The following is a 13,897-nucleotide window of genomic DNA, read 5'->3' as shown; positions in this document are numbered from 1 at the left end:
GTCACTTCGCCACCGGCATGCTGCGCGCGAGCTCGTGCCAGGTGTCGGTGTCCTCGTAGCCGAACATCCACAGGTAGACGCCGCCGATGCCCGAGCCTCGCGCCGCCTCGAATTTCGCCTTGGAGCTGGCCGCGTTCTCAAACCACACCTCGTGCTCACGGCCCTGCTCGTCGGTGTAGCGGAACCACGGCGACTGGGTTTCGGCGTCGTACTGCGGTTTCGCGCCGTGCTCAGTGGCCAGCTGGAACGCCTTCAACCAGGTCACCCCGGTGCCCTCACCGCCGGCCACCCAGTCGTAGCCGTAGAGCGGCACGCCCAGCACGATCCGCCCGGGCGGGATCTGGGTCTTGGCGTAGTCCAGCACCGCGCGGATCCAGGTGATCGGCGCGACCGAACCGGGCGGCGAGGTGTTCCAGTGGTAGTCGTAGCCCATCAACCGGACCTGGTCGGCGACCCGGCCGATCGCCGCGTAGTCCTGCGCCACGTTGCGCTCGTCGTAACCAGCGTCGCTGTCCTTGGCGAACACCGCCACCGACAACGTTTTGCCCTTCGCGTGCAGCGCCCCGCCCAGTTCCGTGACGAGATCGCTGAAGGCCCGGCGGTCACCGGCGCGCAGGTTCTCGTAGTCGATGTCGATGCCCGCGTAGTTCTCCCGCTCGACCAGCTCGACGATCTCGGTGACGTGCCGGTGGCGCCGCGCCGGGTCGTGCAGCAACGCGGCCACCGGTTCATAAGCCCAGCTACCGTCGGTGATGTTGGCCAGCGACGGCACGATCGGGATCCCGGCGTCGCGCAGCTGCCCGAGCCGGTGCCCGACCTCCGCGGTCTGCTCCATCGGGTACTGCTCGAGCACCTTCCCGTCCTGGCCCAGCCCGTAGATCCAGGGCGAGACCTCGTTGACCGACTCCCGGTTCTGGACCACCACGTCGGTACCGTTGCCCAGGTTCCAGAACGGCAGCGAGGCGACCACCGCCGGACTGTGCTCCACCGGACCGCTGCCACGGGGCGCCACCAGGAAGGCCACGACCAGGATCGAGATCGAGATCAGCACGAGCAGCCAGATCGACCCGCCGAGTCGGCTGACGGTGCGGACGCGCCGCGCCGCGCCGGGCCCGTTCGGCTGCAGCTCGAACCGCTCGCCGCGATCGCGCACGGCCGCGACCAGCCACCGGATCGGTCGCATGTCGCCCCCTCACGCCGTGGCAGGCTCGCCGGTGCGCACCTGCTCGTCGATCACCGCGCGGATGATGTCGTCCAGGCTGTGCTGCGGCCGGAATTCGATCAGCTCCCGCGCGCGGGCGCAGTCGGGCACCCGCCGCTGCATGTCCTCATAGCCCGGCCCGTAGGCCTCCTCATAGGGCACCCGGATCGTCGTGCTCGGCGATCCGGTCATCGCGATGATCCGCGCCGCCAGGTCCTCGATGGACACTTGCTCGGTGCTGCCGAGGTTGATCGCCATGCCCTGCGCGCGGTCCAACCCCACCAGCCTGATCAGCGCGGGCACCACGTCGGCCACGTGGCAGAAGCAACGGATCTGCCGTCCGGTGCCGAAGATGGTCAGCGGTCGCTCCTGCAGCGCCTGGGTGACCAGCCGCGGGATGACCATCCCGTACCGGCCGCTCTGCCGCGGGCCCACGGTGTTGAACAGCCGCACGATCACCGCTTTGAGACCTAGTTCGCGCACGTAGGAGTAGGTCAGGCTCTCGTCGATGGCCTTGGCTTCGGCGTAGGTCCAGCGAGACTTCAGCGGTGATCCGATCACCCGGTCGTCGCCCTCGACCAGCCCGACTTTGGTGTTCTTGCCGTAGATCTCGCTGGTGGAGGCGATCAGCGCGCGGGTGTTGTGCCGGACCGCGGCGTCGAGCACGTTCTCGGTGCCGTGCACGTTGGTCAGCAGGCCCTGCCGGGTGCGCTCCTGGATGACGAACGCGCCGACGGCCGCGGCCAGGTGGAACACCACGTCCACGCCCGCCATCAACTCGTCGACCAACGCCGCGTCCAGGATGCTGCCCGGCACCAGCCGCAAGTCCGGGTGCTCGGTCGGCAGGTTCGCCCGCCGCCCAGTGCTCAGGTCGTCGAGCCCGATGACCTGGTGCCCGTCGACCAGCAGCTGTTCGACCAGGTGCGATCCGATGAAACCGGCTGCGCCGGTGACCAGTGCGCGCATCACGCCCTCCCCGCCGGCACCGCCGGCACCGCCGCGCCGTTCCGCTGCCACAGCTGGGCGTAGAGGTCGTCGATGCGACCGGTGACCTCTTCGATGCCGTAATGCGCGCGGATCGCGGGTTCGTCCGCGCGGGGTCGGCCGGCCATGATCTCCGCGGCGATCTCGGCGCGCATCCGCTCGACCTGGCCCGGCACCTGGCGGGCCCGGTCGGTCTCGATGCCGACCAGCGCCGGGCACGTCGTGTAGAGCACCGGGATGCCGTTGGCCATCGCCTCCAGCACCGACAGGCCGAAGGTCTCCTGCTCGGAGGAGGCCACGAACAAGTCCAAAGAGGACAGCATCGCGGCGACGTCGTGCCGCTGACCGGCGAAGATCACGTGCTGGCTGACCTCGTGGGCGCGGGCTGCCGCGGCCAGCCGCTCCCGGTCCGGGCCGTCGCCGACGATCAGCAGCTTGGTCTGCTGCCCCAGCAGCGGCGCCATCGACTCGATGACCAGGTCGAAGCGCTTGTTGGGATCCAGCCGCCCGAGCACGCCCACCACGTAGGAGTCCGGGCTGATGCCGTGCTCCTGGCGCACCCGGTCGCGGGCGGCGTCGTCGAACTCGACCCGGCCGAAGTCGACCCCGTTGGGGATCACGGTGATCTTGCGCGTCGGCATGCCCCAGTTGCGCAGCCGCTCTGCGACGGTGTCGGAGACCGCGATGGTGGCGTCCGAGCACAGATCGGTACCCAGGTACAGCGCGCGCACGCCGAGCGACATCCGCCGCCGCTCCAGGTGGGTTTCGCCGATCGAGTGCTCGGTGGAGACCACGACCTTCGTCCCCGCCAACCGCGCCGCCAGCCGCCCGTACACGCAGGCCCGGTACAGGTGGGTGTGCACCACGTCGAAGCGCCCGGAGCGGATCACCTCGCGCAGCTTGAACACCGTGCTGACCTGGGTATTTCGCGTCATGCCGAGATCGCGCACGCGCACGCCGTCCCCGGCGATCATCCCGGCCACGTCGCCCGGGTTGTACAGCGATACGACCTCAGCGTCGTGCCTGGTGTGCTGCAATATCGACCGCAGCTGCAACTCAGCGCCCCCGACGCCGAGCCCAGTGATCACGTGCAGGACCTTCATCCTTCTCCCCCAAAGTCCGATGTTCTGGTCTTCCCTCACGAACCGTCGCCACCGACAGCTCCGTCACCCGAGGTGGCGTCAATTTCGCGAGAAATTGGCACCCACCCCCCCCACCCGGTGGAATCTGCTCCAGGCTCTCTACCTGCTGCGTCACCCGGGATCGTGCCAATTTCGAGAGAAATCGGGCCTGCCCCTCTCCCGACCGCCACCCCTACGGTGGCGCTTTCGCGCCGCTGTCATGTAGACCCGGGTGATGGTCAATTTCTCGCGAAATTGACCCCTCTCGTCCCGCGCCTGGTCAACGGAGCTCGGTTGGGTGGCGGGGTCGTGGTGGGCGTGGGGCGCGCAGCGCTTGCCACCGAGCTCCCACCGGAGGCAGGCAGCCACCGACGCCCGGACCACGACCGCCGCCGTGCGGAGCACGATCACCGCGTCCCACCACGGTGACCAGTGCTCGATGTACTGGTTGTCGAAGCGCGCCCGGTCCGGGATGGAGGTGTCGCCGTGCAGGCCCTGCACCTGCGCCCACCCGGTCATCCCGCCGGGCATCCTGTGCCGGTCGGCGTAGCGCGGGATCTCCTGCCCGAAGCGCAGCGCGTAGTGCGGCCGTTCCGGGCGCGGCCCGACCAGCGACATCTCGCCTCGCAGCACGTTGACCAGCTGCGGCAGTTCGTCCAGGTGCGTCCGGCGCAGCCACCTGCCGAGCGCCGTGCAGTCCTCGGCGGGCACGGCCCATCCCTGCGCAGCACCCGTGCGGACAGTGCGGAGCTTGATCACCTCGCTGGTTCGGCCCGGCCCGGTCACCCGCAGTTGGCGGAAGAACGCCGGGCCCCTGCTGTCCAGCCGCACCGCGATGGCGAGCGCCAGCAGCAGCGGAGCGAACAGCGCCAGCAGAACTGCGCTGAGGACGATGTCGAACGCCCGCTTGGCCACCGCTCCGGCCTGACTGTGGGTGAAGCGGTGCAACGGAACCAGCGGGACACCCCAGATCTCGTCCAGCGCAGCGCGCGGAAGCGCCGTGCCGATCTCGGGCAATCTGGGCACCACGCACACATCGGCGGGCAGCGGACGACTCGACCGGATCACCGACACCAGAGCCTCGTCATCAGCGCAGATCAGAACCCGGCTGATCCGATGTGCGGCGATCATCTCGACCAGCTGGTCCACTTCGGACGGATGAACCACCCTCGGCCGCAACCCCAACTCCGGGTGCTCGAGCGCACTGTCGACGATCCTGCCCGCCAGCTCACCGGACCCGACGACCAACGTCGGCTCGTTGAGGACCCCGCGCCGGTAGCCGCTGCGCAACGCCGCGTAGAAACCGCTACGAGCCAGTACCAACCCGCCGAGTCCAGAGGCGGCGATCCCGAGCAATCCGCCTCCGGTCAGCCACGGCGAGAGCGCCACGACCGGCAACCCCGACGCGACCGCCAGCTGCGGCACCTGATCGGACACGCGCGAGCAGATCCGCAACCGGTGCTGCCCCTGGATCGCCAGGACCAGCAGCACCACCAGTGCGAACGCCACACCGAGTTGCCAGCCGGCGAGAAGCACCGCCGGCACCAGTGCGACCAGGTCGACCACCGGGAGCAGCCGACCACCGACTCGCCGACGCAGCAGCGGCCGCGCATCGGGCGTGTTCGCCGCGAGCGGCCACGGCTGCGCCACGGCGGAGTCGGTCAAGCTCATGCAGCACCCCCGAGGACCAGCGGCCGGGTCGCCGTCCGCTCGATCCGCGCGGTGATCCGCCGAACCGCGTGGTCAGCGCCGTAGACGAACCGCATGACCGGGCCATGACTGGGCGCCACCAGCGGGCCGGTGAAGTACAGCCCCGGCACCGAGGACTCGAAATCGGCGTCCACTCGCGGAGTTCCGCCGACCAGCGCGATCGAGGACCGCAGCCCGAGGCCGATCATCGGCAGTCGGCTCAGCGCCGGCGGGTAACCGGTGGCGCAGATGACGTGGTCAGCGCTGAACTCGCGCACCTGACCACCGACCCGCACGCCCAAGCGCACCTGGTCACCGGTGGGTTTGGCCCAGTCCAGCCGGTGCCCGACGTGCACCGGGAAGCGGCCCTCCACCCGCTCCCGCAGCCACCAGCCACCGGCCGGGCCGAGCGCGGTGCGCGCCCGCTGGATCCGCACCGACTCCGGCAGGCGCCGGAACATCTCCGGGTGCTCGGAGTAGAACCAGGTGGACAGCCCCGAACCCAACCCGGCCTCCGGCTCGCGCATCCGCTTCCACAGTGGACGATCCGGCAGCAACGGGTAGCCGTTCCAGTTCAGTTGAGGCGTCCGCGCCACCAACCGCGTCTTGGCGCCGTTCTCGTGCAACAGTGCCGCGGTCTCCAGCGCCGACTGCCCGGCACCGACGACGATGACGTCCTGCCCGTCGAAACCGCTGAGGTCGTCGTACGCCGAGCTGTGCGTGCACAACTCGCTCGGCAGCTCCGCCAGCGTCTCCGGGATCCGCGGGAAGTACTCGACGCCGACCGCGACCACCACCTGGCGGGCGTCGACGTGCTGCCCGTCGTCGAGGGTCAGCTCGAACCAGCCGGGCCGTTGCACGATGTCGGCCACCAGCTGCTCCTCGACCTCCAATCCGCGGCCCTGCTGGAACCACTCGCCGTAGTCCACGAAGTCGCGCAGCGACACCGGAATCCCGTAGTCGGCGTAGCGCTTGCCGGTCTCCAGGCAGTAGTTGCGCAGCGTGTGCGCGCCGTCCGGGTCGGACAGGTTCGACGCGAAGCCCTGCGACTTGAGGAACATGCCGCGCGGCATGTGCGCGCGCCACAGGTTCATCGGCAGGCCGAACTGCCGGTGCGACACCCCGGCCCGGCGCAGGTGCGCGGCCAGCGAAAGGCCGTACGGTCCGGCACCGACGACGGCCACGTCCACGAGATCGTTCATGCGTACTCCTTAGAAGTCGTTGCAGAACAAGGTGAAATCGCGAGTCAGTTGGTTCTCGGCTCCTTCTTCACCCGTCCTCCGTCGTAGTTGCGACCGGCGACGTACTGCGGTTCGGCCAGTTCCGGATGCCGAGTGCGCCGCCGCCACGGCTTGGCCCGGGCCAGCGTGCGGCAGAACATCCAGGTGCACATCAGCGCGAACGGCAGCAGGTCGTCGCGGGCGAACCAGGCGCGCTCGTGCACCCGGCGCATCGACCCCGCCCACTCCCGCAACCCGAGCTCACCACGTCCCCAGTACCGCAGCGCCGCGATCGGGTCGTAGTTCTCCACCTGGAACCGGCGACCGACCTCCGGCTGCCCGACCGGCACCGACTGCCCGGTGAGGTCCAAATAGGACGCCAGCGCCACGTCCACGCCCGCGCTGTCCCGGAACAGCCGGAACTGCGCGCCCAGCCGGGGGTTGAAGTCCAGCAGCTTGTACTGCTGATCGCGGTCGTCCCACCGGAAGTCCAGGTCGACGATGCCGGCGTAGGACAGCTTCTCCAGCAGCGTCGCGGCCGAGCGCAGCAACGGGCTGTTGTCCTCGCAGCGCCCCAAGCTGGTCAGCCCCGCGTGCGCCGGGTAGGAGCGCTCCTTGACCCCGGTGAACGCCGGACGGCACACCGAGTCACCGTCGCAGTAGCCGTGGAAGAACCAGTCGTACCCGGCCCCGCCGGGGAGGTACTCCTGCAGCATCAGCCCGCCGACACCAGCACGTCCGCACCGTCGGTAGAGCGCGGCGAGGTCGGCCTCGTCGTGGACGATCGTGGTGCTGCGCACCCGGCGCCCGGACGGCAACCACGGCGCGGCGAGCTTGCCCACCAGCGGATATCCCACCTGGTCGGCGAACTCCAGCGCCTCGTCCCAGGCGCCGATCAGTCTCGCCTGCGCGCACGGCACGCCCAACCGGCGGCACAGCTCGTACATCGTGAACTTGCCGGCCAGCTGGCGCGGCAGGTCGTGCGGCGGCTGCGCGAACCGGAACCACATGCGCAGCGGATCGCCGTGCTCGGCGAGGAAGATCGCCGCCGCGTCGTCGGTGGGGATCAGCACCGCGGTGCGGCCGATCCGCTGGGCCAGCTGCATCAGCCCGTGCCTGATCGCTTCGGCGTCCTCGGGATCCGGGCTCCACAACCACCGGCCTCGTACGTAGCGCGAATGTGCCGCGGGAGCAAGGGAATCCTCATGCACCGCGTACACCGGAACCCCGACGCGGCCGAGACTGCGGATCACCCCGAGCCCGCCGTGGTGCAGCACGTTCGGATCGAGCTTGAACACCACGGCAGGGGTCGTCGTGTCGAACATCGGCTGCACCTCACAACACGCGCCGGTGCGGCACGGAATCGAACTGGTAGGTCGCGTCGAGCACCCGCGGGCAGTCCCGCGCCCAGCTGTAGTCGGAGCCCGGATGCACGGTGTGGATGACCGTGGCGTCCCAGTCCCGGCCGCGCGGCTCGGGCTCGCTGGTCATCCGGGAACCGTCGGGCAGCTCGATCTCCGGCAGCAGCGGATCGTGATAGTGAACGTCCATGCCCAATCGGCGCAGCCCGGCCAGGATCGGCAGCGCCGGGGACTCCCGCAGGTCCCGCACGCCTGCTTTGTAGCTGACCCCGGCCACCAGCACCCGGGCGCCGGAGTGGTCGATGCCCGACTCGCCGAGCATCTCCACCACCCGCTTCACCACCTGGCCCGGCCGCCGGTCGATCGAGCGCATGGCTTCCTCGATCAGCGGCGACGACAACCCGCGCCGCCCCAACTGCCACAGCAGGTAGTGCGGATCGCAGGGGATGCAGTGCCCGCCGACGCCCGGTCCCGGGAAGCTGCCCAGGAAGCCGTAGGGCTTGGTGCCGGCCGCGACCGTGACCTCGATCGGGTCCAGGCCCAGTACCGCGCAGGCATCGGCGATCTCGTTGGCCAGCGCCAGGTTCACCGCGCGGAAGATGTTCTCGTAGAGCTTGGTCAGCTCAGCGGCCTCCGGCGAACTGACCAGGTAGACCTGGTCTGTCATCCGCCGCACCACCTCGGCCGCACGCTGCGCGCACCGCTGCGTGACGCCACCGAGGACTCGTGGGGTCCGGCGCTGCACGTGGTCGAAGTTGCCGGGGTCGATGCGCTCCGGGCTGAACGCCACGTGCACCTCGTCACCGACCTGCAGACCGCGCTCGCGCAACGGCTCCACCAGCAGCTGCCGGGTGGTGCCGACGTAGGTCGTCGAGGTCAGCACGATCACCTGGCCGGGCCGGGCGTGCGACACCGCGGTCCGGCAAGCCGCGCGCAAGGCCGTCAGGTCCGGGGCCCGCGCGGCGTCCACCGGCGTCGGCACGCACACGATCACCGCGTCCGCATCTGCCAGCACCGCCGGGTCGCTGGTCAACGTCAGCCCACCCTCTGCCAGCGCGGAGGCCAGCCCGCGCCGGTCGTCCTCGGACAGGTCAGCCTCGCCCGCCTTGATCTCGCGCAGCCGCTCCTCGCTGATGTCGAACCCGATGACGCGGGTCGTTGAGTCCTGCAACGCGCAGGCGGTGGGCAACCCGACGTAGCCCAGGCCGACGACCGCCACCGTCTCGGTGCGTTCCGGCGTGGCCGGTTCGAAGGCGATCAGCCGGTCGGTCAGCAGCCGTTCCCGCCCGTTGATCGCCAGCGACAGCGAATGTCCGCTCACGGTCCCTCCCCCAGTTCGCCGTGTTCGCTGCGGAAAACCGTCGCATCCCGGGCCGCCGGGGGTCTCCCACACCGAGGGGAACCCGCTTACCGAAACTTGAGGACATTTCCCACTTGCGCCCGAGCCCGACACGTCCAGCGGACACGTGGGAGCCACAGTTTCTATTGAAACTGTGATCCGCCGTGGGTGGGATTTACAGTTTCAATTGAAACTGTGGTTCACCCTCATACTCCCGGCTGGACTCAGCGGTTGCTGGTGAGCCGGTGGCGCAGGTGCTTGGCGCGCAGGCGCAGGGCACCGTCGTGGTCGCCGATGTAGGTACGGGGCAGGGCGTGCACGCCAGACGCCTCGGAGCGCCAGATGGCGCAGGCGTAGTCGTAACCGGCCGCCTCCACAGCGTTCACCAGACGCTGGTCGACGTCGCCGTACGGGTAGCAGAAACCGGCGACGTCCTGGCCGCTGATCCCGCGCAGCAGTTCCTGGCTCTCGACTACTTCGGCGAACAGCTCGTCATCGTCCAAATAGGGCAGATGCTGGTGCAGCAGCCCGTGCGAGCCGACCTCCATGCCGGCCTCGGCGACCTCCTGCACCTCCTCGATGGTCATCAACCGCTTGCGCGGCCCCGCCGGATCCCACTCGTTGTCGCCGCCGAGCCGCCCGGCGATCATGAAAACGGTGGCGCTGCACCCGTGCCGCTGCAGCGCCGGGACCACGTTGCGCGCGAAGTCGGCGTAGCCGTCGTCGAAGGTCAGCCCGACCAGGCCGCGCGCGTCCCCCGCTCGGCGGGCCTGCATCAGCTCGCGCATCGACACCCCGCGCAGGCCGTTGCTCCGCAGCCACCGCAGCTGCTGGTCGAAGCGGCGCGGGTCGACGGTCACCAGGTACGGATCGCGCTGGTAGACGGCGACCGAGTGGTACATCAGCACGTACGGGAACGGACGCCCGGTATCGCTCCAGGTCCGCTTGCTCACGGTCTGCGTCATGGCTCGCCGCTCTCCTCGGCAACGGGGCCCGGTCGGGCGTTAGCACGTCACACCAACCGGTCAGCCGAGCCTATGCACCGATCGGCCGTCCGAGATCCGATCGGTGCAGTACGCGCCCTACCGCATAGGCACGGTCAGAGCTCCCCGTACTCGCCGACGCGGCGCCCGGCGACCCAGTTCTGCAGCGTCTTGGTCTGCCAGCGCGCCCGACCCGGCGGCGGGTCCAGCGGATCCTGGTCGAGGATGACGAAGTCCGCCCACTTGCCCGGCTCCAGACTGCCGATCACCCGCTCCTGGTGCGCGGCGAACGCGGCATCGAGGGTGAACGAGCGCAGCGCCTCCAGCGGGTTCATCGCCTGCTGCGGATACCAGCCGCCGACCGGCTGGCCGTCCCGGTCGGTGCGGGTGATCGCGGCGTGAAGCCCGTCGAACGGGTTCTCCGAGGACACCGGGAAGTCCGATCCCGACGCGATCGGGATGCCCTGCTCCAGCATCGTCCGCCACGCGTAGGCACCCGCGATGCGCTGCGGCCCGACGCGCTTCTCGGCCATGTTCATGTCGTCGGTGGCGTGCACCGGCTGCATCGAGGCGATGATCCCGTGGCTGCGCAGGCGCGGGATGTCCTCGACAGCGAGGACCTGCGCGTGCTCGATGCGGTGCCGCATGTCGCCGCCGACCTCGGCCATCGCGGCCTCGTAAGCGTCGAGCACCATCCGGTTCCCTGCGTCGCCGATGGCGTGCGTGGCGACCTGGAAGCCGTCCCGCATCACCTGCATGACCCGATCGCGCAGCTCGGCGGCGTCCAGCTGCGGCAGCCCGGAGTTGCCGGGGTCGTCGGCGTAGGGCTGGAGCATCGCGGCGCCGTGCGAGCCGAGCGCGCCGTCGATGTAGAGCTTGACGGTGCGGACCCGCAGCATGTCGTCGGCGAAGGAGTCGCCACGCGCCTGCGCGCCGAGCTCGCGGTAGGCGTCGTAGGTGAGGAACGAGTTGGTGCGGATCGTCAGCTCGCCGGAGGCGGCCAGCTGGTGCAGGACCGCGAGTTCGGCGGCGCTGGTGCCCGCATCGCTGACCGAAGTGAGCCCGACCTCGTTGAGCTTTCGCTGCGCGGCGAGGAAGTTCTGCTTGATGTCCTCGGTGGTCGGCTTCGGCAGGTGCTCCTCGACGAGGTCCTGCGCAGCATCGACGAAGGCCCCGGTGGGCGCGCCATCGGCACCTCGCACGATCTCCCCGCCCGAGGGCGTCGGGGTGTCTTGGGTGACGCCGATCTGCCGCAGCGCGGCGGAATTCGCCACCCCGGCGTGTCCGTCGACCCGCACCAACCAGACCGGCCGGTCCGGCACCACGGCGTCCAGGTCCGCAGCGGACGGCAACCGCCCCAAGCCCCAGATCACGTCATTCCAACCGCGACCGAGGATCCACTGCCGATCCGCATGCTCCGCGGCGAAGGCCTTGAGCGCCTTCATCGCCTCGTCCAGCGACTTGGTCCCGGCGAGGTTGAGCTGCGAAACGTTGGCCCCGAGCTGCCCGAAGTGGCCGTGCGCGTCGTGCAGGCCCGGGATGAGCACCCGACCCCGCCCGTCGATGCGCTCGGCGCCCCCGGCACTGGCGACGTCGAGTCCGCCAACGCGTCCATCTGCCTCGACCAGCAGGCTGGAGAACTCGAACGGCCCGTCGGGGGTCAGCGTGAAGCCCCGCACGTTGTCGATCAGCACCGGCCCACCTTCCCGCACGGGACCCGGCGCACCGGTAGAACACCCCGCCGACACCGCAACACCCGCCGTGGCCAACCCGACGAGCTTGAGGAACTGAGCCCGCGAGATCCGGGGCTGCGGGGAACGCCGACAACACTCCTGGCACATGCCGACCTCCTAGCCGATCATTCGCCAAGCGAACGTATGCCCACGTCCAAGCCCGGTCAATCGGCTGCAGGAGGGCAAATCCCCCACCAAGCCCGCCCCCTCGTTGCGCTCACCCCGACCACCCCTGGGGTCGTGAGTGCCGGAAAACCGGCTGCACGCGCGGCGATCCCTGATGTACGGTGACGGCACTCTGATCAGGTTCCCCAGGAGTACGCCGTAGAACGGGAACCCGCTTGCGCGAAACGAGGGGGCGGCACAGGTGTTCACCCTGCCCTTTTGGAGACGCAAGACATGAAGATCGGCCTCGGCCTACCCATCGCCGACCCGGCCGCCCTGCTCGCCTGGGCACGACGAGCAGACGAAGGCCCGTTCAGCACCCTCGGCCTGCTGGATCGCCTGGTCTACGACAACCCAGAACCCCTGGTCACCCTCGCAACGCTGGCTGGCGCAACTCACCGCATCCGGCTCCAGACCGAAGTCCTGCTCGCTCCGCTCCGCCAAACCCCGCTGCTGGCCAAGCAGGCCGCGACTCTGGCCCAGCTGAGCGGAACGACCGTTCACCCTCCACCGGCGGATGATTGGCGCGGAGCTCGCGGAGAGCCCGCTCCCCTTTCGAAACAAGGCGTTCCAAGCCCTCCTCGGTGAAGACGATGTCCATCACGTCGATCTGCCTGCCTAGGCGGAACTCCACCTCGTCGCCGAAGATCGCGTACGGCCGGTTGTGGAATGACTTCATCAGCAAGCTCAAGCTCGGCAGCTTCGACCTCCGCTAGCGGACTGAGAGCTGTCAGCACTGGTGGTAGAAGTGCGCTTCATCGCCGACCGGGGCTAGTTGGCGGTCTCGGATCACCGTTGCTCTCGGTCGATCCGGTCGGGCGCACGTCTGCGCTGGTGGTTCCGCGAGGTTGTCCGTGTACTCGATGCCGATGACGCGGTCTCCGTAAGCGCCCGTGTATTCGGTGCATTCGTCGTACTGGAGGCATTCCTCCGCGACCACGAAGTCGAAGCCCACCTGGTCCTCGGCCCGGCTGGTCAGGTCCGCGGCGTTCTTCTGGCCGATGAGCAGGCCGGAGTCGTGTGCGATCCGGGCCAGTTCCGCTGCGAAGGCCAGGTTGTCCTCGGCCGTGAGCGCTCCGCGCGAGCGGCTGTAGGAGTCCAGGTTGTCGACCTCCACCGCATCGAACCCGGCTGCCGAGCACCCTTCGATCGTCCGGCCCTGGATCTCGGCCAGCCTGCGGCGCTTGTCCGCCGTGGAGGTGTCGATGACGAACTCATCGGGCCATTCCTCGTCGACGACCGGACGACCGCCGTCGAACAGGACCAGGTCGCGGCGATCGCGCAGCCACACCTCGCGCTCCCCCGGCTGCGTCTGGAAACCGTTCACGTAGCAGATGTTGAAGACACCAGCGGCTGGTTCGGCCGTGCTGTCCCGGACCACGATCCCGACGCCTGCCGGCGGAGGATAGGCACCGCCCAACTGGTAGTCGACTCCTGCGGGAGAAAACACCGGCGCCTTCTCCGGAGTCCCCGAGCGCTGCTCCCCAGCGGATCCATGATTCGACGAACACCCGCTGACCGCACCCAGCACCACGACGATCACCCAACACACCAACCGCACCGCCGAGCCCAAGCCTTCCGCCTCCACCACGATGACCGCGCCTTCGGAACCGGCGAGACGCGCGTCGCTCCGCCGACCACTCACCACCGGGAACCAAGCCTAGGCCCATGCCCCCGCACGAAATGAAAGACCTGGTCGCGAACTCACCGGCACCGCCGATCACGTCATCTCGATCGCAGACCTCGGCAGAGCCCAAGAACACGCCGTGACGTCCAGCAGCGTCGCCGAAGGCCTCGCCCCTCAACGACATCAGCCTGATCAAGTGCGGCCGCTTCACCCCTCCCAGTCGCCAGACCGTCCCCTTGTCACCGAGGTCGCCGAAGCAAACCGAATCAGCGAACAGCGCCACGTACGCGGAAAGCTCGTACCACTGATCAGCTGCCCCGTCACCGCGAGCACCAACAAGAGGTGAAGGGCACCTTTGAAGTCACTGGACCCGGATCCGCCGGTGTTGTGTTGGGGTTTGTGCCGGTGGGGGTCGTGTCGTGGTGGGGCAGATGCCCTCTGGCCTGGGATGATTGTTCTTGCGACAGAAACAAT

12 protein-coding genes are annotated in these 13,897 nt (G+C 69.2%); 2 read left to right on the top strand and 10 right to left on the bottom strand.

Annotated elements, in window-relative coordinates; translation table 11 throughout:
• Position 1: 1 nt before the first annotated feature.
• The 9 genes from ACWCO2_RS11625 to ACWCO2_RS11585 all read right to left on the bottom strand — a co-directional run bounded on the left by ACWCO2_RS11625 (position 2) and on the right by ACWCO2_RS11585 (position 11,592).
• Positions 2 to 1,183, bottom strand: a complete 1,182-nt coding sequence (locus ACWCO2_RS11625; protein ID WP_450127672.1) for a glycosyl hydrolase family 18 protein — start codon at positions 1,181 to 1,183, stop codon at positions 2 to 4.
• Positions 1,184 to 1,192: 9 nt separating this feature from the next.
• Positions 1,193 to 2,167: an NAD-dependent epimerase/dehydratase family protein gene (locus tag ACWCO2_RS11620; RefSeq protein WP_450127671.1), complete on the bottom strand. Its 975-nt coding sequence runs from the start codon at positions 2,165 to 2,167 to the stop codon at positions 1,193 to 1,195.
• Positions 2,167 to 3,288 (bottom strand): glycosyltransferase, encoded by a 1,122-nt coding sequence (locus tag ACWCO2_RS11615; protein WP_450127670.1) that lies wholly within the window; start codon positions 3,286 to 3,288, stop codon positions 2,167 to 2,169. Before ACWCO2_RS11615 ends, ACWCO2_RS11620 begins: the two co-directional genes overlap by 1 nt.
• A 150-nt stretch (positions 3,289 to 3,438) precedes the next feature.
• Complete coding sequence (locus ACWCO2_RS11610) at positions 3,439 to 4,977, bottom strand: exopolysaccharide biosynthesis polyprenyl glycosylphosphotransferase (protein ID WP_450127669.1); 1,539 nt, start codon at positions 4,975 to 4,977, stop codon at positions 3,439 to 3,441.
• Positions 4,974 to 6,197: an NAD(P)-binding domain-containing protein gene (locus ACWCO2_RS11605; RefSeq protein ID WP_450127668.1), complete on the bottom strand. Its 1,224-nt coding sequence runs from the start codon at positions 6,195 to 6,197 to the stop codon at positions 4,974 to 4,976. Before ACWCO2_RS11605 ends, ACWCO2_RS11610 begins: the two co-directional genes overlap by 4 nt.
• A gap of 44 nt (positions 6,198 to 6,241) precedes the next feature.
• Positions 6,242 to 7,540 carry a carboxylate--amine ligase gene (locus tag ACWCO2_RS11600; RefSeq protein ID WP_450127667.1) on the bottom strand — a complete coding sequence of 433 codons (1,299 nt, stop codon included), beginning with the start codon at positions 7,538 to 7,540 and terminating at the stop codon, positions 6,242 to 6,244.
• A 10-nt stretch (positions 7,541 to 7,550) separates the two neighbouring features.
• Positions 7,551 to 8,897, bottom strand: a complete 1,347-nt coding sequence (locus tag ACWCO2_RS11595; protein ID WP_450127666.1) for a nucleotide sugar dehydrogenase — start codon at positions 8,895 to 8,897, stop codon at positions 7,551 to 7,553.
• Positions 8,898 to 9,139: 242 nt separating this feature from the next.
• Entirely contained in the window at positions 9,140 to 9,880 is a 741-nt protein-coding gene (locus ACWCO2_RS11590; RefSeq protein ID WP_450127665.1) for a polysaccharide deacetylase family protein, read from the bottom strand.
• A gap of 134 nt (positions 9,881 to 10,014) precedes the next feature.
• Complete coding sequence (locus ACWCO2_RS11585; RefSeq protein ID WP_450127664.1) at positions 10,015 to 11,592, bottom strand: amidohydrolase; 1,578 nt, start codon at positions 11,590 to 11,592, stop codon at positions 10,015 to 10,017.
• Positions 11,593 to 12,030: 438 nt separating this feature from the next.
• Here ACWCO2_RS11585 and ACWCO2_RS11580 point away from each other — a divergent pair, with 438 nt between their 5' ends.
• On the top strand, positions 12,031 to 12,384 hold the full coding sequence (locus ACWCO2_RS11580; protein WP_450127663.1) for an LLM class flavin-dependent oxidoreductase: 354 nt from the start codon (positions 12,031 to 12,033) through the stop codon (positions 12,382 to 12,384).
• Positions 12,385 to 12,389: 5 nt separating this feature from the next.
• Complete coding sequence (locus tag ACWCO2_RS11575) at positions 12,390 to 12,512, top strand: hypothetical protein (RefSeq protein ID WP_450127662.1); 123 nt, start codon at positions 12,390 to 12,392, stop codon at positions 12,510 to 12,512.
• Between the two features lie 14 nt (positions 12,513 to 12,526).
• On the opposite strand, the gene ACWCO2_RS11570 is transcribed toward ACWCO2_RS11575, so the two are convergent.
• Complete coding sequence (locus ACWCO2_RS11570) at positions 12,527 to 13,441, bottom strand: endo alpha-1,4 polygalactosaminidase (RefSeq protein ID WP_450127661.1); 915 nt, start codon at positions 13,439 to 13,441, stop codon at positions 12,527 to 12,529.
• Positions 13,442 to 13,897 lie beyond the last annotated feature (456 nt).

It is taken from the genome of Saccharopolyspora sp. NPDC002376 (genome assembly GCF_053593195.1).
Note: the sequence above shows the minus strand (reverse complement) of the source record. Positions and strands in the feature narration are given on the sequence as shown.

Excerpts from the sequence above, each read along its gene's own strand:
- ACWCO2_RS11600 (WP_450127667.1), bottom strand. The coding sequence starts at position 7,540 with ATGTTCGACACGACGACCCCTGCCGTGGTGTTCAAGCTCGATCCGAAC.
- ACWCO2_RS11575 (WP_450127662.1), top strand. The coding sequence starts at position 12,390 with ATGTCCATCACGTCGATCTGCCTGCCTAGGCGGAACTCCACCTCGTCG.
- ACWCO2_RS11605 (WP_450127668.1), bottom strand. The coding sequence starts at position 6,197 with ATGAACGATCTCGTGGACGTGGCCGTCGTCGGTGCCGGACCGTACGGC.
- ACWCO2_RS11590 (WP_450127665.1), bottom strand. The coding sequence starts at position 9,880 with ATGACGCAGACCGTGAGCAAGCGGACCTGGAGCGATACCGGGCGTCCG.
- ACWCO2_RS11610 (WP_450127669.1), bottom strand. The coding sequence starts at position 4,977 with ATGAGCTTGACCGACTCCGCCGTGGCGCAGCCGTGGCCGCTCGCGGCG.
- ACWCO2_RS11580 (WP_450127663.1), top strand. The coding sequence starts at position 12,031 with ATGAAGATCGGCCTCGGCCTACCCATCGCCGACCCGGCCGCCCTGCTC.
- ACWCO2_RS11625 (WP_450127672.1), bottom strand. The coding sequence starts at position 1,183 with ATGCGACCGATCCGGTGGCTGGTCGCGGCCGTGCGCGATCGCGGCGAG.
- ACWCO2_RS11615 (WP_450127670.1), bottom strand. The coding sequence starts at position 3,288 with ATGAAGGTCCTGCACGTGATCACTGGGCTCGGCGTCGGGGGCGCTGAG.
- ACWCO2_RS11620 (WP_450127671.1), bottom strand. The coding sequence starts at position 2,167 with ATGCGCGCACTGGTCACCGGCGCAGCCGGTTTCATCGGATCGCACCTG.